Here is a 25,432-nt window from a genome sequence, read left to right as displayed (position 1 = left end):
AGAAGCCACATCGTTCGTACGTCGTTTCATAGCTGATTGATGCCCCTCAGCAAAGTAAGCTCGCGGACTAGGACAGGCATTGACGCATCAAACGAGCGTGAGACTTACGAGCTCTCGGAACTAAATTTCCGAAAAGAACTCTGGCACCACGACCACATGCTCCGTGATCACCGGCCTCACGACGACTCCGAGCCCCTTCTCCTTAAGCAACTCACAAAGGGCTTCCCCGTCGATCAGATCGATCGCCGGCGCCCCGTCACGCGTCGCCTCCTTCCGCGCTTCGGAGGTGAACGTCCCGGTCGTGATAATCAGCCCCTTGTCCGCCCGCCCCTGCATGGCGCCGCGGAAGTTGCGGACCACCTCCGACGCGACAGAGCCCTTGTAGCGTTTGCACTGAAATAGAACCTGGAACGAAATCAGGTTCATCCGCAGCACGCCTGAGCCGTCGATGCCACCGTCGCCCGACTTGCCGGTCACCTCGACCTTCACGAATCCGCTCTCCCGCAGCAGCCGTTGCGCAAGCCGCTCAAACGCATCGGGCTTCATTGCTTTGAGCTGCTCGAGAAGGAGTTCGTTCCATTCCGGTTCGGCAGTATCGCCCTGGTCTTCTTCCGAAATGCCAGCGGCGCGCGCCTGCTCGCGTTTGGCGACAATCTTTGCGTGGTGCGACGCGCTACGTTTCTTCACCTCGGCCTTCAACTGCGCCGGCGTAAGGTTGGCTGCGTCTCGTCCCGCGTCCGTGAGGACCCAGATGCCCTTTCCCCCGCTCGTGAGGAGGCCTGCGATTTTGAGATGGCTCCGCGCCCAAGACATGCGATCCGGCGCGATAAGGGCGCCGCTCTTCGAATATGCGGCGTCGAGCTGTACCTGCGTCAGCCCCATGGCTTCCGTTAGTGCGTCCTCAATCTCCTTAATTGATGCGGATCCTCCCAGATGCTGAACGGCATGAAGGGTGGGTAGCATAAAGTCATCATATTTTGGAAGATTAACGGTCATTCCTGATCCCTCACTTCAGAACTGTCTCTCCGACACGTTGCGTGCCGTCAAGCTAAGCGAAGCCAACCGAGCAGCTCGTCGTCGGCTCGGACCGCTAGCGGTGACAAGTGAGGCCCACCGCGCAAACGCCTATATGGATCAAGAAGCAATCGGCTCTCACCGCCCCCCCCCCAACCACCTCCTGAGGTGAGTTCAGGTAAAGGAGCTGCCAAACTTTGCTCCCCAGACGGCCGTAAGCGATCGAGGGGGGCGATCGGCGCCCAGACGAGTACGTTTGGGTACGACGTGCCGAAGCTCAACCGAAGAGGTCGCACCTCACAGGCGATGCCCACAAGAAAGTGCCACGCCCTGCGTGCCGATTTGTAATGACAAGCCGCCTTTGATCCCCCATTGTCCCGCGGCCGGGCCGACCGAAGGACGAAACCCAACGATTGGCTCATCCCGCCCGATTCAAAATTCTAAGAGATATGGCGTACCGTTATCTAGGCAACAAAGCTCGCATTGCGGATTGGATCGGATCCATTGTAGCGGAGAGGCTTCCCCCGGGCACCTCGATCGCTGATCCCATGTGCGGCACTGCGACAATGTCCGCCACGTTCGCCGAGCACGGGCTGCGGGTGATCGCGTCGGATGAGCTGAGGTTCCCTACGCTGCATGCTCGCGCAAGGTTGCTACACGATGGCACCGCGTTCGGCTCGCGACTAGAATACGGTCGTGCGATCGAGGTGTTAAACGCTCTTGCTCCGGAGCGCGGCTTCTTCTGGAGAGAGTACAGCGACGAGGGGAAGCCGCAGAACGGATGCAAGCCGCGGATGTACTTCACCGGCCACAACGCAGCCCGAATTGATGCTATCCGGCGAAAGCTACGAGAATGGCGCGAAAGCGGCGTGGCTGACGATGACATTGACCTTCTTCTCCACGATCTTATTTTAGCTGTAAATCGGGTAGCCAATATCGCTGGAACATACGGTTACTATCGATCGTCCTGGAACCCTGCTAGCTTGGCGCCGCTTTGGATCGCACCAAGCGAACCCTCCCGATATCGCTATAAGCACGAGGTAATGCAAGGAAGGGTCGAAGATCTTTCGGCGAGGACAGAAGCAGCAGCAGTATACCTTGACCCGCCATATACCAAACGCCAGTACGGCGGGAATTACCATATTCTTGAGACGATTGCTCAAGAAGACGAACCGGACCCCGTCGGCGACGGCGGCCTCCGTGACTGGTACCCTCAAGCCTCTGACTTCTGCTATCGCCGTCGTGCCAAGGCAGCTTTTGAGACGACGATGTCGAACGTAAAGTCTGATTGGGTGTTTATCAGCTACAGTGAAGATGGACATATTTCTGGCACGGAGCTTATGTCTTTGCTTGAGAAATACGGTTCGGTGAAGCGCCTTCATACGCCAATTGAAAGATTTCGAAGCAACGCGCGAGTTGCGAAATCTGGCGCTGTGCACGAGCACCTTTACATCGTGGAGACATCATCAAATGCACGGACAGATGGAGATCGACGAACTCTGGTCGCTAAGGCTCAATCCAAGCGATCTGTACAACATAGAACGATCAATTGCTGACAAGCCAGCAAGTGGAGGGGGGCACCTATACATCCAAGTTCCCGCCACGTTAGTCGAACCTCTCTTGACGTTCCTTGCATCTAACTTCCCGCCAAACGGCACACCACTGATCATGAACGTCAGCAACAGAGCTCACCCGGAACAATCGCCAGAGAGGCTGGAATTCTGGGCCAAATCCGCGAAGCGCATGCGGATCGCCCGTCAGAATCGACATCGACATGCACGCCTCCGAGCATGGAGCCCGGCCGCTGGCTTTCCAACGCTCAACAGCGGCGAGACCACAAGCGACGCAAAGCGCCTATTGGAAAGCGTTGGCGGCTTACATATATATCTTGCCCGAGCTGAAGACGGAACTGTTTGGGCGGGCTTTACGACAGGAGAACCAAGCGAAAGGGAGCGGAAGCTCCCGTTTGCAAAAATCTTGTGGGGGCCTTCACGCGGAGGCTATTGGAAATACGAGGCGCCTAAGGGATGAGCATCGATCTCGTTCAGCAGATAATCTCGGCGTTGGCGATTGATAAGAACGTACTTCTTTCTGGCCCTCCCGGCACGGGCAAGACTTGGGTTGTTTCGGAGGTCATTGCCCGGCTGGCCGCGCGCGGCGCAGCCGGCGGACGCCCAACGCTACGCCTCGGTTCGACTGATCAACAGTTTGGGACGGCGGCATCCCAGACGTCAGACGAGATACCGATCAATATCGCTGTGGAATGGGTGACATTCCACCAAAGTTATTCTTATGAAGAGTTCATTTTAGGAAGGCGACCAAAGCCGGAGGGAAGCGGCATTGTCCTTGAACCTCACTTTGGCCTCCTCATGACGCTGGCAGTTCGTGTACATGAGCCGAATGGTCCGGATGGCTGCCTGCTAATCATCGATGAATTAAATCGCGCTAACACAAGCCAGGTCTTTGGAGAGTTTATAACTCTACTTGATCCGGAATATCGCGCCACCAGATCTGGCACAATAAATAGCCGCGCTTTAAAAGTAAGCTTGCCAGGAGTTGAGTATACTAATGGCAGATCGGAACAGATTAGAATGCTGAGAGGCGGAGATGCGCATTCTTTGCCTGATGATTGGACTTTTCCTGAGCACGTATACTTACTTGCAACGATGAACTCGGTGGATAAGGCGGCACTTCCGCTGGACTCAGCTTTGACAAGAAGGTTCCACCGCATCGAAATGCGACCTAATGTAGAGCTGCTTGCGTCACGCCTTTCGGTTGACCTAGGCACTCTGAGTGAAAAGGCTTCTGCTGTCAGGAAGGGAGCCGAAGAGCTAGGCACGCTCAGTCCAGAAGAGACCACGATCCTCATGCTGGACCGGATAAATAGCCACATCGCCGCGGATTTGGGTGATGATTTCGAGATCGGGCATTCCCTTGTGTGGCCGATAGTGAGGGCCGCTCCTGAAGCCAGATGGAGCGCGTTGGCCATGGCTTGGGATACCGCCATCCTTCCCCAGATCATCGATCGGTATACTGGTCGGCTGGATGCGCTACGAGATATCTTGAAGATCGAGCCCGGCTCCGAGACCCAACCTGCATTCCGCGATCGGCAACGTCTCGGGGACGATGCCCCAGTTCGGGGCGCGCTAGACCTGGTGCCACTTCGACACTTGGGAGAAGCTCACGCAGTTCGAGTATTACAAAGCCTTGCGCTATAATGGAGTTAACAGAGAACGGCGAGCCCGTCACGCTAAGACTCTCGAGCTCGGAGACAGTCGCTATTGCAGAGGCAAGCGCCTTTTGGCGGAAGTCGCTGAAGCTGCGAGAGGAGCCTCTTCGGCTACTGCCCTCACCAGCAGGCAATTACCTCCTGTCGGCTCGGGGAGTTGCCGGCTTTGTGAAGATCGGGAAGCTAAGCGTCGAGATCGCTCCAAAATTCATAAACCGTGCCTCGCGTGGAGCGGGCTGGCGGTCCGCCATGTGGCGCTTCCTAGCTTATGGGCATGGCATAGAAACCTTGTCTGACGCGAGCGGGACATCTGCCGACGAGGAAGGCATTGCAGACGTTATCGCGGAGCTATTTCTTGGCGCATTGAGAGGAGCCAGCGCTCGTGGCTATCCGCTGGGGTACAGCGAGCGGCGGTTCCGCAGCCCCTTCCTACGTGGTCGATTGGACCCAAGGGACTACAAGCGGCTACTTCCGGTCACGGGACAGCTCGGTGTAATGGCATCTCAGCTGACGCGCGATGTGCCTACCAACAGGCTTCTCAAGTGGGCGGGCAACCAATTAGAGCTGACCGTCGAGGATCCTGGTAGAAGACAACAACTTAGATCTTGGGCTGGCGAGCTACCAAACGTACAATCATCTTGGACTCGGAGAGCCGTCGTGCCGTCAGCTCGTCGCCACCATCCGCACCTAGCTCACGCCGTTGAGATCGCGAAGATGCTCGCTGACGATCGCCAAGTGGCTTACGAATCGGGTGAGCTGACATTGCCGGGGTTCTTATGGGATTCTGAGAATCTCTTTGAGCGTGCTGTCCGCCGTCTCTTTGCAGAGGCTGCTCGGCCTCTCGGACTATCGGTAACAAAGGAGAGTTTGCCACTTGCAACCACGGTATTCTCCGGCACTATACAGACAACCCGCACGACGCCAGACATAACAGTTCGGCGCGGAAAGCATCATGTACTGCATGCGGACGCCAAATACAAAACGCTGGGTGAGCACCCCAAGAATATCGACTTCTATCAGGTGCTATCGGCAGGCCTTGTAAGTAGCGTGCGGCATGTAGCTCTCATGTATCCGACGTCAGATGACGGCATATCGCATCGGGCTTACACGCCGGTCGCTGAAGGCAACCCGCAAGTCGTCTCAATTGCGAAGGTAGGCCTAGGATCGTTCTCCACGAAGAAAGGAATTGAGATGCTACGGAGCGAGATGCAGTCATTCCTGAGGAACTGCCTTACACAATGACTTCGAATTGACGTCCAAGGGCCCAGTTGTACTTCTCGCTTACGCCTCCTGGGTCGCGGCCTTCAACAACCATTTTGAGCCTTGGCAGCGTAAACTCGAAGAAGGTTTTTTCCTCTCGCTCCGAGGTCAACCACCGACGGCTCATCTTCTCCGCCACCGCAGCTGTCGTTCCAGATCCGCCATAAACGTCGATTACCAGGTCGCCCGGATCTGTTGCGATATGAAGTATCCGCGCCGTAAGCTCTTCAGGCTTGGGTGTTTCGAACGGAACTAGCTTCGGAAACAGCGACTTCAAATGACGCTTCGCACTATCTGCCGTGCCAACCGTCACACCCTCCCACCATGTATCCGGCACGAGACCCGGGTCAATTTCGCTTAGGAACCTTTTAAGTCGCGGCATCTTGTTCCCCGTGCCAAAGTCAATCCTGCCATCAGCAATGAGCTCGTCTAGACGCTCCCGTGTGAACCGCCAGCAGGTACCGGTCGCTGGGGATACGACACGGCCAGAGGGCGTTTCGATACTATAGAATTGCTCCTTGCGCCGGCCCGGACCCGCTTTGGCAGTAAGGTCGCCTGATGTCCATGGGCCTCTCGGGTCTCCATCAAGGTTCCTGTACCTTGATCGTTGCTCCTCTGTTGCCGGCAGCTTATGACGACTCTTAGACCATAACTTCTTATCAAATGCATAGACGAGAATGTACTCGTGAGTCGTAGAGATTGCCGTTCTATTATCACGACTTACAGTCTTTTGCCAAACTATCGTGGCCACAAAGTTCTTGTTACCAAATATCTCGTCGAGCATCACTCTCGCCGCAGGCATCTCTGCATCGTCAATATGCATCCAGAGGCTGCCGTCGACTGCTAGACAATGCTTGAGCCGTACGCAGTTCTCTCTCAGCTCCTGAAGCCATACCTCACTATGGCTGCTGTCATCGTAATGGTGGAATCTCGTGCGTCTGTTATACGGTGGATCAATTAGCACCAAGCGGGCCAACCCGGGTGACCAATGCACCGCTTGAAGAAGATCCTCCGCCCTTCCGTGAGCGAGCACTGAGCGTCCAGCCTCCAGGAGACTCGGGACTGCATGGAAGTCATTTCTGAGATTCAGCACGTTATCGAAGATCCATTGGAGACCCGAACAAAGCATCGTATATAGCCGCGACCAGTCGACTTTGGCGAGGGCCAATCTACCATCCCCCGTCTACATGTAGAGCTAGCCAGATCCACACGGATTGGTCACTATCAAGCTCTAGTGCTCTTGAGGCAACTTGCCCCTAGTTGCAAGAGTGAAACAGCGCTTGACTCGCAGCGCCGGCTTCCGGATCGAGGCCACAGAGCGTCGGGGAGCCACGCGAGAGTTTGCGGCGAGGCCTCAGCGGCGCTTACTATACCGTTGAGCGGGCCCCATGTTCAGCTCGAAGCACCTCCTGTCCTGACTCAGTTCGAGACTGCGTCGCCACCCACCTTACCAGATGTTCATGCCCTGTTCCACCGGTTTGCGGTGCGCCCCTTCCCTAGAACAGCTTCAAGGAAACGCGCCCCCCAGCATCATCCAGCCGAGCCGGTCCGGGAGCATCTCCGGCGGTCGCAGCGGCGTCAGCTCCGGCATGGTCAGTTCCGGATCGATCCCGAACGCCAACGCCAGTTCCTCCTGCTTCGCCGTCATCCTGAACCGATTGCACATGATCCATCCCCCTTTCCGTGCGCAGGAAAGGCGATTTTGCCGAGCGCCGCAACTCGGCAGACACAAAGGGTGGGCTGAGGCTTTACCTAGCCTCAACCGTGCACCCGCGATTACCCGCTACCGCGAAAGAGACCCTCGTGCTCGAAATGGTCAAGGCGCTGCCGGCATGGCCCGCTCTCACTGCTACCAGATTCCCGCCCTTGCACCCTAGCGAGACTACTCGTTCAGCAGCCTCGGCATGTCCCTTCAAGTTTTTACTCTTGGCTTTGGCTTCGTTGCCGGCTTTGACTTCGCTTTTGAGGTTGCCGCGGGTTTGACGAGCTTGATTTTAGGCGGCTTCTTTTTTCCGACGACTCGGTCACCCGACCGCTTCCATCGACCGCTGTCAATCAGGTGCGAGCGGCTGACGCTAAGCCCTTCACAGCCCGGTATACTCTGAAAGATTCCGGTCAGGCTATCAGCAATCGACGCTGGGAGCCAAGGATTGAGATAGATCTTGTTGATAAGCTCAATCGGGAATTCGACAGCAAGCGCTGGAGTTTGAGCATCGCTAGTCTCGGCAATGATACGGTACTCGGTTTCTGGCTTAAACCCCGCTCGCTTTATGAATGGCAATCTGACGCGATCTGCCGGACCGAGTTGCTCCACGTCGTCAAGGAGTAGATACTCGATCTTGCCAAAGCGCACTCCGGGGAGCGCTGACAAAGCGGTTTCTAGCGGCCCTCGCTTGATCTCGATGCAGGCACCATCTGCGGCGGCGGTGAAGACGCGCCAGTGATGGTAGGTCTCTGAGCAGGTCGCCGCGCACAGTGCGTAAAGCCCGTTGATCTCCTGCGCTTCTTTGTAGAGGCTCATGAAGTAGCGATCATTCCGATCATCCCAACTCTGCGGATCCAGCAGCGGAAGCTCTTTCCGTCTTAGGATATCAATCGTTGCGGCGATTGACGTATAACGTCGAATAAACCTGTTGAGCTTGGTCATGCCCTCTCCTCGTTAGCGAGTTCGTCCTCGTTGGACGCGGTCTTGCACAGAAATGTCCGGCAATCTCCCCCCGGGCCGCTTGCGAAACCCAACCGCAGGACGGTGTCGATCCCATGCAACGGCTAGGCAAACTTCGGAAGAAAACCGGAAGCCGAAGCGAAACCCAATGCTCGCGTTTGGCGCCTTTCTCCCCCTCCCACTCGCAAAAGCCGGTGACCGGCACCAGGCACCGCCGCGCCGGATCCTTCAGCGACGATCGCCAGAAAGGCGAGGTCAGGTTGCGGACATTGGTGACCTTCCTGTCGAGCAGCTTTCCACTCGCTGCGCGCGGGAGAAGTGGAAACCGGTCCGGCGCTACAGCCATGCGACTACAAGAAATTGTCGCGGACCTTGCTTGGGATGCCGGATGGCCTTCCTGCGCAGAACGCGATGGAGCCCGTTCACCATCATCCAGCGCCCCGCGCAACCAACTCGCCACGCCCTCACGAAGCATGCTCGGGCACGCCGTCCCGGACACCCGGCCACGACCGTGAGTCGACACTTCGTGCTCCAGCCGTCGCATCCGCCGGAAAGAAGATTATCGCCCGCGCGGAGAGCCAGGCTGCGGCGCGATCCGAGAACATGCCGGCGAGGATGCTGACCGCGCAGAATGTCATGTAATTGGCCTTTGCGACCTCGAATCCGCTTCCGGTGCCCAGCACGGCGGTGCCTGCCTGCAGGAGGACGTAGACGCAGACTGCGATCAGGGCGCCCAGCAGCATGCGCGGCGCATATTTGTTCCGCGAAACCAAGGTGAAGTTGGTCTTGGGATAGACGATGAGCACCAGGGTCACCAGCAAGGCCCCGAACGCACCCGCCGCGGCCGACAGGATCAGCTGCACCAGCGCGGGTGGCAGAGCGACGAAGGTCCGGCCGCCGAGCAGCCAATTGCCGAGCAAGGCGTCCACTTCCTGGAAGCTTTTCTCGAGATCGGCGTCCTTGGGCTCGCTCTTGAGCCCGTCCAGCTTGGCCGTCAGATCGGCCATGGCTTTCGTCGCCGTCATCACATCATCGTTGGCAGCAAGCGCGCGGCGATACGTCGCCGGGAAACTGATCTTCTCCTGCGCAAGCGTCGCGAACTGATCGCGGAGCGCCTGAGGCAGGGTCTCGTCCCTGACGCATTGCTCGACGGCCCGCCAGACCGCGAGTCTCGGGGCGTATTCGTCGAGCCGCGGGTCGTCGAGAGAGACGTCGCACGCGGCGATCCCATCGGCCCGCTGGGCAAGGGGGAGGAACTGCGCCCAGGCGGAATGATATTCCTCCTCGCGCGCGCGGAGAGCCTGCTGGCTCTTTGCCAGATTGTCGGCGAGCGGGCCTTGCTGGCCCTTCAACGCCGTCCTCTCCTCCCGATCGGCCTGAATCTCGCCCACCCGCCTCCATCCCGAACTGTAGCTCGCCGCCTGATCGACGGCGCTCAGCCTGATCATGACGTTCTGCTGGGAAATGGCGGCCATCAGCACGACGATGAAGACGTAGAATATCAGCACCCCGGCAAGGATGCGGAACGCTCCGATCAAGCCCTTCTTCATGGTCACGGTCATGATGGCCTCCCAAATTGCTCGACGTCGATATCGTCCAGGTCGCGCGGCGACGCTCTCGCCGCCGAGATTGCCGGTGAAGATCGCCATTCTATCCAGGGTGCGGCGATCGGCGCGTGATCGCCGTCACGGCTCCTGGCGACGCGAAGCAACTCTGCCTCCGAGTGCCGGCCCCGTCTCCGGCGCATTCACCGCACGGGGTCCGTCGCGGTCTCGAGGCACGGCGTCGTCCGGTTTCGCTTGCCTCGTCACTGTGCCCGGTGAAAGATCACCGGCGCCGGCCCGCACGAGGAGACACGAAGCTGACGCGCCTGTTCCTCCTTGCCCTCCTCGCCGCCGCCGCGAGCGGGTGCCACGACCGCGATCTCCCGTCCGGCGTCGAACGCGCGCCGGCCGACGCTTTCCCGACCGCCGGCCAGATCGAACTCGCCTGCGCGCAGCACGAAGTTCAGGAGCATATCGCGTTCGAAAAGACGCCCGGAAACTATTGGGATGCGGAGCTCGGCTGGAACCCGGTGCGACGCGCTTCGTGCCGATGGGGAGCCGGCACGACCGCCACCGCATCATGCCGATTCCAGCAGAGCCTCATCCCGAGCACCGTCGAGCGCGAAGAACTCCTCCGCCAGCTCACCGATCGTGACTGGACCTGGATGTCGGCGCGCATGATCCACGTCGACAGCCAAAGCAACAACAATGGCGGCTGGCTCGCGCCGCGTGGTTGCCACCCGGAACCGCGCTCCCGCGACATCCACGCACGACAGGAAGATACCAGCGCTCTATGGGCCAAAGCGTTGCTGAAGGATCGGTTTCACCCGCTTATTCTTCCTCTTCTTCGCGATCTTCGTGCTCTTCGCGCCTTCGCGACAAAATAGGAAGGCCTGGCAGCCTTCGGCCATCATAGCTTGCTTCGGCGCAAGCGCCACGCGACCTCGCGGCTCCGACTCTACCCGTCGCCTGAGACCTCCTCTTCCCCCTCCGGCAATCTGGTCCCGCACCAGGGGCAGAAGGCGATCGCCATGACGCTGCTGCCGCCGTCATGGATGATGAGGCCGTAGCTGCCATCGCCCAGCCGTGCGATAAGCGCATCCGGACAGTCGCTCCGGTCCGAATGCCGGTCGCAGGTCCGGTTCAGATCACCGGCCATCTGTTCGCAGCAGAAATCCGTCATCGCCACCTCTCAACCACAATCCAGGTCCCCGCGTTCGGCGCCAGCCGAACGCGATGGATTTAGTCCCACCAGAAATACCACCAGTCGTTCGCCATCAGCTCGGCCGCCAGCGGCGCCAGCGTGGCCGTGCCCTGATCGAAGATATCAGGACAGTAACGATAGAAATCCCGCGCCAGCGTTAGCGCCTCGGCGCGCTTGGTCGGCCGTCGGGCCACCCGCAGGTTGAGCTGGTCGCCGGTGAGACCGGCCAGCTCGGCGCCATAGGCTTCGTGCCAAGTCTTCAGCACGGCGACATGCACTTCGGGCGGCGGACATGCGTTCCAGCCGCCCCAGCGCAGATAAGCCGGAACCTCCCAGCTCTTGTCGGTCGGGATCAGCAGGATGTGCACCCGCGCCAGCGGTGCGCCGCTGGTCAGGTCGGCGGCCACCATCAGCCCCGGCAGGACCCCGCCGGCTGGCATGTTCCCGGGCCAGGCGCCCTCCTCCGCGCGCAGATCCGCCGCTACAGGCGCGCCCGGCCACGATCCGAGCGCGTCCGGAAAGCGCAAGGCCGCCGCTGTCTTCAGGATCTCCGCCGGTGCCGAGGCCTCGTTCGCGCCGAGCATCTCGGCAATCTGCGCGAGCGTCTCGTCGCCGCCGATCACCACCGGCCAACCGCGCCCCGCGTCGCGCAGCCGCCGCCATTCCGCCTCGGCCTCCGCGCCCGGCACCGTCACCACTTCATACGGCAATCTCGGCCGCGCGGCCGGCCCGACTGGCGATCCGCCGCGGCCCGCTTCCGGCGCGCCAGCCCGCGCCGCGCCGAAGCGCCCCGCAACGCCGGCGGCAGCCAGCCCCACCAACATCGTTCGCCGTTCCATCCTCATCCCCTTCCCGCCCGATCTGCCACTTCCGCCGCCGCCCGGCAAATGGGCTGGGCCCGGCGGCACTCTCGCCTTCCGTTTCGGCGAGATGGGTCATCCATGCCACCCCACATGCGCCGCCCACAGTCCGTGCGCGCTAAGGCTCTCCTGAGCGAAATCGTCCCCGCGCACCGACCACAGTTTCTTCGAGCTGAGTCTCTCCTGAGCAAAGTTGAAGCCTGTCCCGAGCTTGCCGGAGGAGGCCCGTCGAAGCCCTACCCTCTTTCGTTGGCTTCGGCCGCGGAAGAGGAGGCGTCGACACGCTCGGACCGAATGACCATGGCGCTACACGCCTCGCCTGCTCGCTCCGACCACAATCGTCACACCGCCATGGTGCCTTCAAACCGACGCCGGCGAGGAGCCCGAGCCCGTTTCCCTGCGCAGTACAACCGCTCACGGTTGACGATCCCACACGCAGCACAGCTGGCCTTGCCGCCCGTTTGCAATGCTCACGGGACACAGGCAGGATTGGCCCGCCGGCGCCGGGGGGAGAGATTGGCAATGACAGACGCAGCGGAGACGACAGCAAGCGCCTATGTCGGGGAGGCGCATGAATGCCTCACCCATTACCGCCACATGGAGCAATTACGGCTCCAGTATATGAACTTCCTCTTCACGGTCGACGTCGCATCGGCCGGGTTCGTCGTCACGATCCTTAAAGACGGCAAGCTGACCACCGCGACGCTCTTCGCATTGCTCCCGTTCGTCGGCCTGGTCTATTTGGTGAACCGCTATCTCACGCGCGCGATCAGCGGCGCGGGCCGGGTCCTCGCCACCTATGAAGACATCATCTCCGATCTCCGGCGCGCGGCCTATTCCGGAGACGGCCGGCTGCTCGACATTCTCGACGTGCGGCAGCGCCTTCCCGAAGTCTCACGCGAATCCACCCGTCCGACCCGGAACGCGCTGCAGGCGATGCTGCCGATCCTTGATGGCGTATTCCTGATCGGGCTCAGCGCGCTGACGGCGGGGCTGGCCTCGCGGCCGGAAGCGGCGGTTTGGCAGATCGCAATCGCCGCGGCCGCAACGACCGCCGTCGCCGCGGACATCGCGATCAGCCTCTATCCGTCGGCCAAGGCTTGGGTCGTTCGGCGCCTGGCCAGCGCATAGGCCGCAAAGACTGCGGAGAGGCGGGCGTCACAAGCTCCTGCCCGAAAGTCCGCTGACGGGCTCGGCGGTGCTCGACCGCCTCTCGTAGATCAAGCTATCCGGACCGCTTCAGCTCTCGACCGCCAGCGGTTCAGGTAGCGCCGAAGCACTCAGTCTCTCCTTTGCAGCTCCCTCAATATTCCGGATAGCGCGGCCCCGCCTCGAGCAGGCGCTGGTTCTCCGGCGACAGCCCCTCCTCCTTCTTCTTGCCCTCGAGCTGGAGGATGCGCCGCTCGAGCTCGCTCGAATCGAGGATGGTGGCGTGGCCGACCAGCACCGTCATCACCCGCGCCGCCTCCAGCGGCGTAACCTCGCCGTCGGCCATCGCCGCGACCAGAGCCGCCGAGGCGCGCTCGACGTCCTGGGCGCTGGCCATCGGCGGCAGCTCGAACGCCAGCGGCCCGTCCTTGGGCCGCGGCGCCAGCCGGTCGAGGCAGAGCCGCATCGCCGGCCACTCGCCGGCGAGCGCGCCCTCGATCGTGCGCCGGGTCAGGGTCTCGTGCTCGTCCTCCATCAGCTTCAGCACCGCCCGCGTCGTCCGGTGCCGCGCGCCGTGCGGCTTGCCGGGATTGCCCGGCTTGAACTGGGTCGCCGCCCGCCCGGGCCGCGTGCCGCCGGGGGCGTCCACGGCGCCGCGCTCGTTCATCGCCATAGCGCCATCACCCATCGGCCGGCCGCCGCGGATAGGGATCGTCGGAGCAGGGCGGCGGATCGACGATCGTCCAACGGATCAGGATATCGCGCGAGTCGTCGAATTCCTCGGGGATCGGCTCGTCGTCGATGACCATGAAGGACTTCCGCCAGCCGGTGAAAACTTTGGTCTCGAGCGCCTTCACCCGCGCCCGCCTTTGCGCTTTCGTCATCTGCCCGTCTCCTGCATAGCCGCCCGCAGCCTGCGGGCAGCCTGGTGCGGCGCCTCCGAGCGAGACCGCCGGAGGACGCGGCCGCTCGAAGACACCTTGACGCTGCACAAGAAAGAACATAAGTAGAACATTTGGACAGATCTGTCAAGCGGAGAATGCATTATGCACTCCCACTTTCGCGGTCGCTCCCAGTGTTTGGAGCCGTGATTTCGATGCTGTCACTGCGAAACCGGGCAAAACCGCGGGCGATCGGCCGTGGACGCAGACCATGATGAACGCCGACTCGGATGCGGCTGGAAGGGAGGAGAAGAGCCGTTCGGGGCTCTCGGAAATCGACCGTATTTTCGGTCATTACGGTCGCGCACCCGCAGCCAGGAGAGTGGCGGCGATGCCGAACAGTGACCGTGGCAATGGTGAATAGGGCGGCGACCCCGCGTGTCACAGAAGCCGCGGCGGGACCTGAAAATCGGCGGTGATATCGGTCAATACGGTCGCGACCCGGCGGCAAGGAGTGTCCGGGTGGGTGCGTGAAAATCGACCGTAATAACGGTCGATACGGTCGCGGCGACCCGGTAAGCGAGGCGCCACGGAAGGATTGACGAAGACACATGTTCCTGCTACGTTCCGCTTCCAGCACCAGCCGAACCAACGGGCCATCGGCGATCGTGCGAACTCCCATTCCATGCAGCCGCTCCCGGCCACCGGTGGCGCGGCGTCCTTGAAGGAACGGGTCCAGCCTCTCCCGCCGCCCTTCGAGGCGGCCACCGCCGGGGCAGGCAGACGCCTGCCCCGCGCGTTCCGACCGCGCCTGCCCTCCCATCCGCCCCGCCCCGCGCCTGGTTCAACCGCGCTTGCTCGCCTCCCAACACCGTCATCCCGGCGAAAGCCGGGATCTCAGGTCGAAAGTGCGCAAAGGCCAATAGAGGGCTCTCCCTTCTCCTCCCCGGCCTGAGACCAGACCAGGCCGGGTCGCGCAGGCGCCGCACCTGTATTTCGCCTGTTTTTAACAGGACCAACGCCGCCGTCGTGCCGCCCGGCCACCGTTCGCCCCGCCATCGCCTCAAACCGACCGCCGCTGGGGCCGACCGACCAGGAGTGAGCGCGTGCGTCCGTCACACGGGGCCTCTCACCTCCCGCTGAGCATCCGAGATCCCGATCCACGCCACCGCTTGCCGCCCACGCCCGGCGACTGCCGCCCATCCCGGAAACCTGGTGCAGGGTCACGAAGCTGCAACCGTTCCTTGCCACCCTTGCCCCGCCATGCCGCGCGTGCCGCTCTTCCACACCTGGCCGGTGCTGACCCGCACCCTGCTCGCTTTCGCCCTGCTCGGCGGCATCGCCCTTCCCAACCGTCACGCCGGCCTGTTCAGCAACCACCCCGATCCCGCCGCCGCCCGCGCCGAGCATCAGGCGGCGTGGAGCCGCACGCTCGGCCTGCGTCCCAGCATCGGCGACATCGCCCGGGCGGTCGCGGCGGCGGGTGGCCGCTGCCGTCCGCAGGATCGCGGCCGCTGGACGTGCAGCGTCGATCGGCCCGGCCGGCCGATCCATCCGTTCGCGCGCACCGTCTGGACCTGCACGATCCTCGCCGGCGACCGGCCCTGGGCGGCGGCCGCCGACTGCCGCCGCAGCGCTCGCCCGACCTCGTATTAAGCCGGTAGCGCCCGCCGCACCGCAGGCGCCGAAAGCCTCCTATAAGATGCTGAAACGGCTCCATTCCGGGCCGCAGCGCCGCGGCCGCGGACAGACGGGACGAACGATCATGACCGATCATACGCAGCAGAATGACGCCACCCCCAATCGCAGCCCGCGCCAGCCCGGCCGCACCGCCGCCGCCGGGCGCAGCGCGCAGGCCGTCGCCGCGGCGGCGGCCGCCGAAGCGGCGACCGCGATGGCCGACGCGCTCGACGACGGCGCCGATCTGTGCGCGCTCGGAGTTGCGCTCGATCGCAGCCAGGCGGTGATCGAATATTCGCCGGAAGGCCGTATCGTCCGCGCCAACCGCCTGTTCCTCGCGCTGATGAACTACAGCGCCGAGGAGGTCACCGGCCGCCACCACCGCTTCTTCTCGCCCGAAGACTATGCCGCCTCGCCCGACTACGAGACCTTCTGGGGCGATCTCCAGGCCGGCTGCCCGCAAGAGGACACCTACAAGCGGATCGCCAAAAACGGCCGCGAGCTCTGGCTGCGCAGCAAATATTTCCCGGTGGTCGCCGAGACCGGTGAAGTGCTCAAGATCGTCGAGCTCGCCATGGACGTGACCGACGTCAAGCTGAAGAGCCTGCGCGACAAGAGCCTGGTCGATGCGATCGGCCGCGGCTCGGCGGTGATCGAGTTCGATCTGGCCGGCCACGTCATCGCGGTCAATGCCAACTTCCTCGCCCTCACCGGCTATGGGGAAGACGAGGTGATCGGCCAGCATCACCGGCTGTTCTGCACCCCCGAGCAGGTCCGCGGCGCCGCCTACCGGCAATTCTGGGATAAGCTCGGCGCCGGCGATTACGTGTCGGGCGAGTTCAAGCGGCTCGGCAAGGGCGGCAAGGAAATCTGGATCCAGGCCACCTACAATCCGATCCTCGATCTCCAGGGCCGTCCGGTCAGCATCGTCAAGTTCGCCGTCGACGTCACCGACGCCAAGCGCGCCGCGGCCGAGGCCGAGGGCAAGGTCCAGGCGGTCGACCGCTCGCACGCGGTGATCGAGTTCGATCTCGACGGCAATATCCTCGCCGCCAACGACGCCTTCTGCCAGCGCATGGGCTACGCCTTCGACGAGATTTGCGGCAAGCATCACCGCCTGTTCTGCGACAAGGACTATGCGGCCTCCGAGGAGTATCGCCAATTCTGGCACAAGATGGCCCGCGGCGAGCATGAATCGGGCGAATATCGCCGGGTCTCCAAGTCCGGCGAGAGCGTCTGGATCCAGGCCAGCTACAGCCCGATCATGGATCTCGACGGCAATCCCTGGAAGGTCGTCAAATATGCGCTCGACGTCACCGAGCAGAAGAAGCGCAACATGGATTACGAGGGCAAGGTGCGCGCGATCCGCCGCGCCCAGGCGGTGGTCGAGTTCGATCTCGACGGCCAATTGCTCGATGCCAACGACAATTTCCTCGCCCTGCTCGGCTATTCGCTCGACGAGGTCCGCGGCAAGCATCACCGCCTGTTCTGCGAGGACGATCTCGTCGCCAGCGCGTCCTACCAGGATTTCTGGCACCGCCTGTCGCGCGGCGAATATTTCGGCGGCGAATATAAGCGCGTCGCCAAGGGCGGCCGCGAGATCTGGATCCAGGCGACCTACAATCCGATCCTCGGCCTCGACGGCACGCCGGTCAAGATCGTCAAGTTCGCGATGGACGTGACCGAGGCCAAGATGCGCAACGCCGAGTTCGAGAGCCGGGTCGCCGCGGTCGATCGCAGCCAGGCGACGATCGAGTTCGATCTCGAAGGCAACATCCTCGCCGCCAACGAGAATTTCCTGAGCACGATGGGCTACACCCTCCGCGAGATCAAGGGCCAGCACCATTCGATGTTCTGCCAGGCCGACTATCTGAAGACCCAGGAATATGGCGATTTCTGGCTGCGCCTGAACAAGGGCGAGACCCACAGCGGCCGCTTCCACCGGATCGGCAAGTACGGCCGCGACGTCTACATCCAGGCGAGCTACAGCCCGGTCTACGATCTCGCCGGCAATCCGGTGCGGGTGATCAAGCACGCCTTCAACGTCACCCGCCAGGTCGAGCTCGAACAGCAGATCGCGACCAAGAGCGAGCAGATGCAGGGTATGGTCGCCCGCCTCTGCAAGGCGATCAACGCCATTTCCGAAGGGGCGAGCGGCGCCACCGATCTCGCCGGCGAGACCGAGCGCGCCGCCGGTCGCGGCAGCGAGGCGATCGCCGGCGCGATCGAATCGATCGACCTCATCAATCGCTCGTCCAAGCAGATCGCGAGCATCGTCGGCGTGATCGGCGAGCTCGCCAGCCAGACCAACCTGCTCGCCTTCAACGCCGCGATCGAGGCTGCACGGGCCGGCGAGCACGGCGTCGGCTTCTCGGTCGTCGCCGAGGAGGTGCGCAAGCTGGCCGAGCGCAGCGCCGACGCCGCCGGCCAGATCAGCCGCCTGATCGAGGAGTCGACCGACCGCGTCGAGCACGGCACCGAGCGTTCGCGCGGCGCCCGCGACGCCTTCGAGGGCATCGTCGCCAGCGTCGAGAAGACCGCCCGCGCCATCGTCGGCATCGCCGACTCCGCCCGGGTCCAGGAAGAGGTCTCGGCCCAAGTCGTCGGCATGATCGAGGAACTCGCCGCCTCGACCCGCGCCGTCGCGGCATGAACGCCCTCGCCGGCACCCTCCGGCCCGATGCCGCCGCGCCCGTGCCGGAAGACGCGGCGGCAGGTCTGGCGGCGGCCGCGGACGGTGCCGTGGTTGCCGCCGCGGCACCGGCGCCGGCGACGCTCGACGTCGGCCTGATGCGGCTGTGCGGCCGCGACGTCGCCTTGCCCGCCGACACCGTGCGCGAAGTGGTGCCGCGGCCGGCGACCTTGCAGCCGGTCTTCGCCGCCGGCGGCGCGATCGGCTCGATCGTGATCCGCGGCCGGGTGATCCCGGTAATCGATCTGGAGCCCCTGCTCGGCTTCCAGTCCGCCGGCTGGGACGCCGCGGCCGGCACCGGCGGGGTGATCGTGGTGCTGCGCTACGGCGACGCCTTGCTCGGCCTGGCGATGGACTCGGTGTCGGGGCTCGCGCGGCTGCGCCGCGACAGCCTGCAGGCCTGCGCCATCCCCGGCGTCGCCGGTCAGCTCGTCACCCGCAACTTCCTCCACGGCGACGCAGTCGTCGGCCTGATCGATCCGGAGGCGGTGTTCGCTCTGCCCGGAATCCCCCACGCCCGAGAGACCGCGTTTGCCGACCGGGCGGCGGCGGGTGCCCGGCGCCCGATCGTTCTGCTCTCGGCCGCCGGCGCGGAGCTCGCGATCGACGCCGCCCTTGTCGTCGCCACCGTTCCCAACGGCGCGCTGCGGCCGGGGCCGGTGCCGTCGGCGACGTGGATCGGCGTGGTCGACTATCTCGGCCGCGAAGTGCCGGTGGTCGACGATCTCTCCCTGTTCGGCCTCACCGGCCGCGCCGGCGACGGCGGCGCCGAGCCGATCGTCATCCTGCGCGCCGACGGCGAACGGCTGCTCGGTCTCAGGATCGACCGGGTGCACCGCATCCTGCAGGTGCCGGTTGCCGACGTCCGGCCGCTCCCCGCCGCCACCGCAGCCCGCCTTGATCTGTTCTGCGGGGCGATCGTCGACGGCGACGGCCGCGAGAGCCTGCTGCTCGCCGCCGACGCGCTCGCGCGCAGCGACGCGCTGCGGACGATCGCCGCGCTCAGCCGGATCGCCGGCACGGCGGCCGCCCCGGGTGACGGGGCGACTTGCGGTACGGGCGGCGCTGCGAAACACCCGTTCCTGGTCTTCCGCCTCGGCGACCGGCACCGGGCGGTGCCGCTCACCTCGGTCACCCAGATCATCGGCTTCCCGGCCAATGTCAGCCGGCTCGACGTTCCGGGATCGTCGCTGTTCGGACTCGCCAGCCACACCGGACGGCCGCTGCCTTTGGTCGATCTCGGCAGCGAGGGCAGCCCACGCAATCTCGATTTCGCCGCCCTGGGCGCCGCCGTGCTGGTCGTCGAAGTGGACGGCGCGGTCACCGGCTGCATCGTCGATGCGCTCGAGATGGTCGTCGACGCGGCACCGCAGCGCCGCCCGGCGCACTCGGCCGCGGAGCCCGGCCACTTCCTCGACGTCCGCATCGGCGGCACCGCCAAGGCGGTCACGATCTGCGACCTTGCCGAGGAAGCACGGAAACGCGCCTGACGCTGCCGCAGCGGCGGAACGGAATACGACCCTGCCGGGTACGTTCGGGCTGAGGCTCTCCTGAGCGCGTCGAAGCCTGTCCTGAGCTTGCCGAAGGGGGCCTGTCGAAGCCACTTCCTTGCCCCTGAAGAAGCCCCGAGAGCGCCCCAGGCCGGCCCGGCCTCAGGCCGTGCCGAAGTCGACGGTGAGCAGGCGCGGGTCGATGCCGGCGCTTTTGAAGCCGGCGCTCCAGCGGTTGTCGACGTCGCAATCGTAGAGAAGGTCGTCGCTGCCGGCGGTCGAGAACCAGCCGTTGCCGCACAATTCCTGCTCGAGCTGGCCGGCGCCCCAGCCGGCATAGCCGAGCGCGGCGATCCAGCGCTTCGGACCCTTGCCCTCGGCGATCGCCTTGAGGATGTCGAGCGTCGCGGTCAGCGCCCAGCGGTGGCCGACCTGGATGCTCTCCTGCCCGCCCCAGTCGAGCGAGTGAAGCAGGAAGCCGCGCTGCGGCTCGACGGGGCCGCCGAGATGGATGGCGACGTCGGGCGCGGCGCCGGGCGCGATGTCGAGCTGCTTCAAGAGCCCGTGAAAGGTGATCCGCGGGACGATCCGGCCGAGGCCGATGCCGAGCGCCCCATTCTCGTCATGAACGCACATCGCGATCACCGCTTTCTCGAAGCGCGGATCGCCGATGCCGGGCATGGCGAGAAGAAGCTGTCCGGTGAGAAAGGGCGCCTGGTCCATGCGCCCGCCATAGCGAGACACGTCCTGCGATGCCAACCACTTGCGCGGCGGAGCGACGCCCGAACAAGGCGCCTCACCGGGCTGCTGTTCGACACGCCCCGCCCTCGCGACTGTCACCCAAGCCCTTGGCCGTCATCCCAGCGCAGGGCACCCATCGAAATGCCATTTCGATGTGACCGGATGGCTGCGATCTCCGGACGAGAAGTCGCCGTCGGCTGCCACAGGCGCCTGCGCACGCTTACGACGAGATCCCAGCTTTCGCTGGGATGACGACGGGGCACGAAGTGGCCGCCGCTACCAGACCACCAGTCGCCGCGTTCCCATTCCCCCCGCCCCCCGCCCCGCCCAACAAAGCCCCGGTTCCCTCGCCGCCTCCATTCGATTACAGCGCGGCGATCCGAAGCACGGGCCCGCGCTTCACCCAAGGGAGAGACGAATGACCATTCAGATCGGCGACCGCATTCCGGAGACCAACCTCGTCAAGGCTACGGCCGACGGCCCGCAGCCGATCAGCAGCACCGATTATTTTGCCGGCCGCCGCATCGCCCTCTTCTCGGTGCCGGGCGCGTTCACGCCGACCTGCTCGGCGCGCCATCTGCCGGGCTTCGTCGAGCAGGCCGACGCGCTCAAGGCCAAGGGCATCGACGAGATCGCCTGCACCGCGGTCAACGACGCCTTCGTGCTGCAGGCATGGAAGGACAGCGCCGGTGCCGAGGGCAAGGTGACCATGCTCGCCGACGGCAATGGCGATTTCGCCCGCGCGCTTGGCCTCACCATGGATGGTGCGAAGTTCGGCCTCGGCCAGCGCGGCCAGCGTTTCTCGATGGTGATCAACGACGGCGAGGTCGAAAGCCTCAACGTCGAAGAGCCCGGCGCATTCACGGTGAGCTCGGCCGACTATCTGCTCGAGCGGCTCTGATCCTAATCGGATCGGGCCTGCCCGATCCGGACAAGCAGGGGCTCCGGCGCCTGGCCCCGGAGCCCCTGCCCTCCACAATTCTCATCCCGAGCGGGAACCGTGCCCCCGTCTGCCGGTCGTCCCGCTCAGAGCCGCGGAAGGCCGGCGACACCGCGCCCGCAATCGCCTTCTTGCCGCCCAATTCGCGTGCTTTTCCTGCAACGCAGCCGCGCCGAGCGCGTTAGAGTGGATTCAGCGGGAGAGTTGAGTTGCCTGATCAGTCCAAGTCGAACGAGCGTAAATCCGCCGCCCTGCGCCTTGCCGAGGAGATGCGCGAGCGTCCCTTCGCCGCCGCCGCGATCGGCGTCGGCGCCGCGGCCGCCACCGCAGGGGCCGTGCTCGGCGCCCGTGCCCTCGCCCGCCGCGCCTGCGACGGCAAACCGGTCAACCAGGTCCTCAAGACCGCGATCACTGCCCAGGAAGCCGCGGACGCGGCCCGCCAGCGTGACACCGGGAAGGATGATCTCGAAGACTGATTTCAGCGGTTCCTCGGCCGCCGTACCGCTTGCCGACAAGCCCGCACATCGCCTCAAAACAAAGAGGGCCGGCCGCGCCGGCGCCCCTTCCATCACCTAAGAGGACCCGGCTCAAAGTACCACTTTGAGCCGAGCGGCTAGGCGGTCCAGCCGCATTGCTTGCCCTTGTTCTGCTGCTCGAGCCAGCCCATCAGCGGCCGGAAATATTCGAGCATCGGCTGGCCCGACATCTCGCGCGTGCCGGTGAACGCCTCCAGCGCTTCCGGCCACGGCCGCGAGGCGCCCATCGCCAGCATCGCGTTCAGTTTCCGGCCGACTTCCTTGTTGCCGTAGAAGGAGCAGCGGTGGAGCGGTCCGGTCCACCCCGCCTGCTTGCACGCCGCCTGGTAGAATTGGAACTGAAGGATGCGGGCGAGGAAATAGCGGGTGTAGGGCACGCTTGCCGGCACGTGGTATTTTGCGCCGGGATCGAAGTCCGTCTCGCTCCGTGCCACCGGCGGCACGACGCCCTGGTACTGGAGGCGAAGGTCGTTCCAGCCGGCCTCGAGCGCGGTCGGCGCGATCTCCCCGCTGAACACCTTCCAGCGATATTTGTCGACCATCAGCCCGAACGGCAGGAAGGCGACCTTGTCCATCGCCTGGCGCAGCAGCAGCCCGACATCCTTGTCGGCCGACGGCACCTGGTTGCGCGGCAACAGCCCGATCTGGACGAGATATTCCGGAGTCACCGACAGCGCGATGGTGTCGCCGATCGCTTCATGGAATCCGTCATTGGCGCTGTCGAGATAGAGGAAGGGCTGCTTGTTGTAGGCACGCTGATAGAAATTGTGGCCGAGCTCGTGGTGGACGGTGACGAAATCATCGCCATTGACCTTGGTGCACATCTTGATGCGCAGGTCCTCGACATTGTCGAGATCCCAGGCCGAGGCGTGGCAGATGACGTCCCGGTCCCTGGGCGCGGTGATCATCGAGCGGGTCCAGAAGCTCGCCGGCAGCGGCGCGAAACCGAGCGAGGTGAAGAAACTCTCGCCGGTCCTGACGATCTTCTCGGGCGTGTACTTCGCCTTGACCAGCAGATCGGTGAGATCGTAGCCGACGTCGCCGGCGCCCTTGGGCGCAACCACGTCGTAGATGTTGCCCCATTCCTGCGCCCACATGTTGCCGAGCAGATCGGCACGGATCGGCCCGGTCTTCGGCTGCACCTTGTCGCCATATTTCTCGTTGAGCTTGGTGCGCGTGTAGCAATGGACCTGGTCGTAGAGCGGCTTGACCTCGCCCCACAGGCGATCGGTCATCGCCGCGAACTCGTCCGGCTTCATGTCGTAGCGCGAACGCCACATCGCGCCGGTGTCGGGATAGCCGAGATCCTTGGCACCCTGATTGGCGATCTCGGTCAGCCGGTTATAGTCGGCGCGCATCGGTCGGCCGACATTGGAGTGCCAGCTCGTCCACATCTCCTGCAGCTGGGCCGGGTTGCGGACCTTGCCCATCTGCTCCTCGAGATCGTTGCCCGTCATCTCCTTGCCGTTCAGGGTCCCGCGACCCTTGCCGTAGGTGGACGAGAGGCGGGTGGAGAGGGTGTTGAGCTCGGCCGCCGCACCCGGGGTTGTCGGTGCCGGCAGCACGAGCGCGCTGCGCAAGGTGTTGAGCTTGCGCGCAGTGTCGTAATCGAGACCCTCGAGGCCCGCATATTTGGCCGCCTCATTGGCATATTTGACCTGCATCTCGGTGCCGATCGTGCCGAAATAGGCGGCGAGCGAGTCGGTATCGTCGGTGATGTAGGTAGCATTCACCCATTGCGCCTTGGCGTTCACCACCGAGAACTCGGCAAGCTCCTTCTCGACCCGCGCGACGAAGGCACGGGCGTCCTCGAGCGTCGGCGCGGCCGCGGCGGCCGGCGCCGCGGCGCTCTCGGCTGCCGCAGTGGGCGCGGCGGAAGCAGTGTCGACCGTGTCGGCCGAGGCGGTGGCACAGCCCGCCAGACAAACAGCGAGCGCAAGGGTAGAGACTTGAATTTTCATGCGAAGCGATCCTCTCCGGGGTCGATGCGATGCGCGGTTCTTGCGCCCGCCCCCGGAGCGACGTCAAGGCTCCCTCGCCCGCTCGCAGAGGATCGCGCGAGAACGGGGAAGCACCCTGGCGAATGTCCCTCCCATTCCGTTCGGGCTGAGCTTGTCGAAGCCCTTTTCTAGCCTTCAGGCAGGAGGGAAAGAGAGGGCTTCGACAGGCTCAGCCCGAACGGGGATCGGAGGAGTTGTTTCCTGCCTCAGCCCCCCAGAAACGCCGCGATCGCGCGGCCGAGCTCGGGCTTGGTGACCGCGCTCATGTGGTTGCCGGGCACTTCGACGAAGCTCGCGTTCGGCAGCGCCTCCGCGAGTTCTTGGGCATGGCCGTTGTCCTGGTCGTCGACGCCGGACAGCACCAGAGTCGGCAGTGTAATCGCCCGCACCTCCGCCTCGGTCGAGTCGACGAACGAGCCGAGCAACGGCAGCAACGCCTGCGGGTCGCCGCCGGTGGTCTTGAGAAAGGCTTCGGCGAGCCATTCGGGCGAGCCGCGCTCGAATGTGCCGAGGCCGGTCAGGATCTTCCGGAAATGATGGGCGCGGCCGCCGGTGTTGAGCAGGCCGCGAAGTCCCATGCCGCTGACGATCAGCCGCTTGGGGCTCGCTCCGCCGATCACCATCCTGACGGCGGTGCGCGCACCGAGCGAATAGCCGCCGAGATCGTAATCGGTGAGGCCGAGATGCGCGATCAGGGCGAAGCCGTCATTGGCCAGCACGTCGGGAGGGTAAGCGGCAGCGTCGTGCGGCTTCGCACTGAGACCGTGGGCGCGCAGATCCGGCATGATCACGCGGTAGCCCTCCGCGGCAATCTTCTCCGCATGGCCGAACTTCAGCCAGTTGGTCTCCGCGTCGGAAAACAGGCCGTGGAGGAGGATCAGCGGCCGCGCGCCGGCCTCGCCGAGCTGGGCATAGTTGAGCCGCACCCCATCGGCGGCGGTAAAATCATGTCTGGTCGCGTTCAATATCCTGTCCTTCAGTCCGGCATTCCGCCCGTCGCCGCCTTCCAACGCCTGGCGACGTTGGGGTTCTCCTCGGACCGCATTTCCGGCAGCCCTTCGGTGTCGAGCCAGGCGCGGTGCATGCTTTCGACACCGAAATGGCGCGTTGGCACGAAGCGCGAAGGATCGTCGAATGCGGCGACGGTGAGATCCATCGTGTCGCTGTCCGGGAAAGCGAATCCGAGCGACGTGCCGCACGCCGCGCAAAATGGCCGCACCGCGATCGGCGACGAACGGTACCAGTCCGGCTCCGCGTCCCAGCGGACGTCCGCCTTGCCGATCGCCTTGTAGGCGATCGAGACGCTGCCGGTGGCGCGCTGGCACATCCGACAATGGCAGAGATAGGCATCGTCATCGCCGACCTGCGCAACGAAGCGGATCCGTTCGCACGCACAGCCGCCCGTCATCGTCTCCGGCATCGGCACTCTCCCGTGGCTGCGGTGCTTGTCGCCAACTGCGCGGCGGAAGGGAAGACGTGTTCGACGCTTGCCGACCCGGTCGGCCGCCGCTACCGCGCCGCGACCCCGCGCCAGACGGGGCGAGAGG

25 protein-coding genes are annotated in these 25,432 nt (G+C 64.0%); 10 read left to right on the top strand and 15 right to left on the bottom strand.

From position 1 onward, the window contains the following. Nucleotides 1–120 precede the first annotated feature (120 nt). On the bottom strand, nucleotides 121–996 hold the full coding sequence (locus ETR14_RS20685; protein ID WP_129388342.1) for a restriction endonuclease: 876 nt from the start codon (nucleotides 994–996) through the stop codon (nucleotides 121–123). Between the two features lie 467 nt (nucleotides 997–1,463). Here ETR14_RS20685 and ETR14_RS20680 point away from each other — a divergent pair, with 467 nt between their 5' ends. The 3 genes from ETR14_RS20680 to ETR14_RS20670 all read left to right on the top strand — a co-directional run bounded on the left by ETR14_RS20680 (nucleotide 1,464) and on the right by ETR14_RS20670 (nucleotide 5,485). Further along, on the top strand, nucleotides 1,464–2,570 hold the full coding sequence (locus tag ETR14_RS20680) for a DNA adenine methylase (protein WP_129388339.1): 1,107 nt from the start codon (nucleotides 1,464–1,466) through the stop codon (nucleotides 2,568–2,570). A gap of 471 nt (nucleotides 2,571–3,041) precedes the next feature. Continuing rightward, nucleotides 3,042–4,232: an AAA family ATPase gene (locus ETR14_RS20675; RefSeq protein WP_129388336.1), complete on the top strand. Its 1,191-nt coding sequence runs from the start codon at nucleotides 3,042–3,044 to the stop codon at nucleotides 4,230–4,232. 179 nt (nucleotides 4,233–4,411) lie between these two features. Next, nucleotides 4,412–5,485 (top strand): hypothetical protein, encoded by a 1,074-nt coding sequence (locus ETR14_RS20670; protein ID WP_165356553.1) that lies wholly within the window; start codon nucleotides 4,412–4,414, stop codon nucleotides 5,483–5,485. Here the strand turns inward: ETR14_RS20670 and ETR14_RS20665 are convergent. From ETR14_RS20665 to ETR14_RS20645, 6 genes are all read right to left on the bottom strand, one after another. Beyond that, a complete protein-coding gene (locus ETR14_RS20665) occupies nucleotides 5,475–6,632 on the bottom strand; it encodes a site-specific DNA-methyltransferase (RefSeq protein WP_243455941.1) in 1,158 nt (385 codons plus the stop codon). The genes ETR14_RS20670 and ETR14_RS20665 overlap by 11 nt on opposite strands. 378 nt (nucleotides 6,633–7,010) lie before the next feature. Continuing rightward, on the bottom strand, nucleotides 7,011–7,169 hold the full coding sequence (locus ETR14_RS28535; RefSeq protein ID WP_165356552.1) for a hypothetical protein: 159 nt from the start codon (nucleotides 7,167–7,169) through the stop codon (nucleotides 7,011–7,013). 246 nt (nucleotides 7,170–7,415) lie between these two features. Next, nucleotides 7,416–8,150, bottom strand: a complete 735-nt coding sequence (locus tag ETR14_RS20660) for a DUF2971 domain-containing protein (protein ID WP_129388328.1) — start codon at nucleotides 8,148–8,150, stop codon at nucleotides 7,416–7,418. Next, on the bottom strand, nucleotides 8,095–8,514 hold the full coding sequence (locus ETR14_RS20655; protein WP_243455609.1) for an SOS response-associated peptidase family protein: 420 nt from the start codon (nucleotides 8,512–8,514) through the stop codon (nucleotides 8,095–8,097). The genes ETR14_RS20660 and ETR14_RS20655 overlap by 56 nt, the downstream gene beginning before the upstream one ends. Nucleotides 8,515–8,632: 118 nt before the next feature. Further along, the gene (locus ETR14_RS20650; protein WP_129388323.1) at nucleotides 8,633–9,730 is read right to left on the bottom strand and encodes a hypothetical protein; all 1,098 of its coding nucleotides are present in this window, start codon (nucleotides 9,728–9,730) and stop codon (nucleotides 8,633–8,635) included. Between the two features lie 245 nt (nucleotides 9,731–9,975). Then, entirely contained in the window at nucleotides 9,976–10,185 is a 210-nt protein-coding gene (locus ETR14_RS20645) for a hypothetical protein (protein ID WP_129388321.1), read from the bottom strand. Between the two features lie 204 nt (nucleotides 10,186–10,389). Between ETR14_RS20645 and ETR14_RS20640 the strand changes: the two genes are divergently transcribed. Beyond that, the gene (locus tag ETR14_RS20640; protein WP_129388318.1) at nucleotides 10,390–10,599 is read left to right on the top strand and encodes a hypothetical protein; all 210 of its coding nucleotides are present in this window, start codon (nucleotides 10,390–10,392) and stop codon (nucleotides 10,597–10,599) included. A gap of 71 nt (nucleotides 10,600–10,670) precedes the next feature. On the opposite strand, the gene ETR14_RS20635 is transcribed toward ETR14_RS20640, so the two are convergent. Both ETR14_RS20635 and ETR14_RS20630 read right to left on the bottom strand, forming a co-directional pair. Beyond that, nucleotides 10,671–10,871 carry a hypothetical protein gene (locus ETR14_RS20635; RefSeq protein WP_206185881.1) on the bottom strand — a complete coding sequence of 67 codons (201 nt, stop codon included), beginning with the start codon at nucleotides 10,869–10,871 and terminating at the stop codon, nucleotides 10,671–10,673. Nucleotides 10,872–10,954: 83 nt separating this feature from the next. Next, entirely contained in the window at nucleotides 10,955–11,755 is an 801-nt protein-coding gene (locus tag ETR14_RS20630) for a DUF4253 domain-containing protein (protein ID WP_165356551.1), read from the bottom strand. Nucleotides 11,756–12,298: 543 nt separating this feature from the next. Here ETR14_RS20630 and ETR14_RS20625 point away from each other — a divergent pair. Continuing rightward, entirely contained in the window at nucleotides 12,299–12,907 is a 609-nt protein-coding gene (locus ETR14_RS20625; RefSeq protein ID WP_129388310.1) for a hypothetical protein, read from the top strand. Between the two features lie 172 nt (nucleotides 12,908–13,079). On the opposite strand, the gene ETR14_RS28965 is transcribed toward ETR14_RS20625, so the two are convergent. Together ETR14_RS28965 and ETR14_RS20615 are read right to left on the bottom strand one after the other, a co-directional pair. Next, nucleotides 13,080–13,613 (bottom strand): DUF5681 domain-containing protein, encoded by a 534-nt coding sequence (locus ETR14_RS28965; protein ID WP_206185880.1) that lies wholly within the window; start codon nucleotides 13,611–13,613, stop codon nucleotides 13,080–13,082. Further along, a complete protein-coding gene (locus ETR14_RS20615; RefSeq protein ID WP_129388307.1) occupies nucleotides 13,606–13,809 on the bottom strand; it encodes a hypothetical protein in 204 nt (67 codons plus the stop codon). Before ETR14_RS20615 ends, ETR14_RS28965 begins: the two co-directional genes overlap by 8 nt. A 1,260-nt stretch (nucleotides 13,810–15,069) precedes the next feature. Between ETR14_RS20615 and ETR14_RS20610 the strand changes: the two genes are divergently transcribed. From ETR14_RS20610 to ETR14_RS20600, 3 genes are all read left to right on the top strand, one after another. After that, nucleotides 15,070–15,462 (top strand): hypothetical protein, encoded by a 393-nt coding sequence (locus ETR14_RS20610; protein WP_129388304.1) that lies wholly within the window; start codon nucleotides 15,070–15,072, stop codon nucleotides 15,460–15,462. A gap of 109 nt (nucleotides 15,463–15,571) precedes the next feature. Further along, complete coding sequence (locus tag ETR14_RS20605) at nucleotides 15,572–18,139, top strand: PAS domain-containing methyl-accepting chemotaxis protein (protein ID WP_206185879.1); 2,568 nt, start codon at nucleotides 15,572–15,574, stop codon at nucleotides 18,137–18,139. Next, a complete protein-coding gene (locus tag ETR14_RS20600) occupies nucleotides 18,136–19,668 on the top strand; it encodes a chemotaxis protein CheW (protein ID WP_129388301.1) in 1,533 nt (510 codons plus the stop codon). The genes ETR14_RS20605 and ETR14_RS20600 overlap by 4 nt, the downstream gene beginning before the upstream one ends. Before the next feature lie 162 nt (nucleotides 19,669–19,830). On the opposite strand, the gene ETR14_RS20595 is transcribed toward ETR14_RS20600, so the two are convergent. Further along, complete coding sequence (locus tag ETR14_RS20595; RefSeq protein WP_129388298.1) at nucleotides 19,831–20,391, bottom strand: YqgE/AlgH family protein; 561 nt, start codon at nucleotides 20,389–20,391, stop codon at nucleotides 19,831–19,833. 436 nt (nucleotides 20,392–20,827) lie between these two features. Here ETR14_RS20595 and ETR14_RS20590 point away from each other — a divergent pair, with 436 nt between their 5' ends. Further along, complete coding sequence (locus tag ETR14_RS20590; RefSeq protein ID WP_129388295.1) at nucleotides 20,828–21,310, top strand: peroxiredoxin; 483 nt, start codon at nucleotides 20,828–20,830, stop codon at nucleotides 21,308–21,310. Nucleotides 21,311–21,558: 248 nt separating this feature from the next. Further along, nucleotides 21,559–21,825 carry a hypothetical protein gene (locus tag ETR14_RS20585; protein WP_129388292.1) on the top strand — a complete coding sequence of 89 codons (267 nt, stop codon included), beginning with the start codon at nucleotides 21,559–21,561 and terminating at the stop codon, nucleotides 21,823–21,825. Between the two features lie 137 nt (nucleotides 21,826–21,962). Here the strand turns inward: ETR14_RS20585 and ETR14_RS20580 are convergent, their stop codons facing one another. From ETR14_RS20580 to ETR14_RS20570, 3 genes are all read right to left on the bottom strand, one after another. Further along, nucleotides 21,963–23,846 carry a M2 family metallopeptidase gene (locus ETR14_RS20580; RefSeq protein WP_129388289.1) on the bottom strand — a complete coding sequence of 628 codons (1,884 nt, stop codon included), beginning with the start codon at nucleotides 23,844–23,846 and terminating at the stop codon, nucleotides 21,963–21,965. 245 nt (nucleotides 23,847–24,091) lie between these two features. Continuing rightward, entirely contained in the window at nucleotides 24,092–24,850 is a 759-nt protein-coding gene (locus tag ETR14_RS20575; RefSeq protein ID WP_243455608.1) for an alpha/beta fold hydrolase, read from the bottom strand. 11 nt (nucleotides 24,851–24,861) lie between these two features. Continuing rightward, the gene (locus ETR14_RS20570) at nucleotides 24,862–25,305 is read right to left on the bottom strand and encodes a GFA family protein (RefSeq protein WP_129392185.1); all 444 of its coding nucleotides are present in this window, start codon (nucleotides 25,303–25,305) and stop codon (nucleotides 24,862–24,864) included. Nucleotides 25,306–25,432 lie beyond the last annotated feature (127 nt).

Source organism: Sphingosinicella sp. BN140058, from assembly GCF_004135585.1.
GTDB lineage: Bacteria > Pseudomonadota > Alphaproteobacteria > Sphingomonadales > Sphingomonadaceae > Allosphingosinicella.
This window is presented reverse-complemented; position numbering and strand designations above follow the sequence as displayed.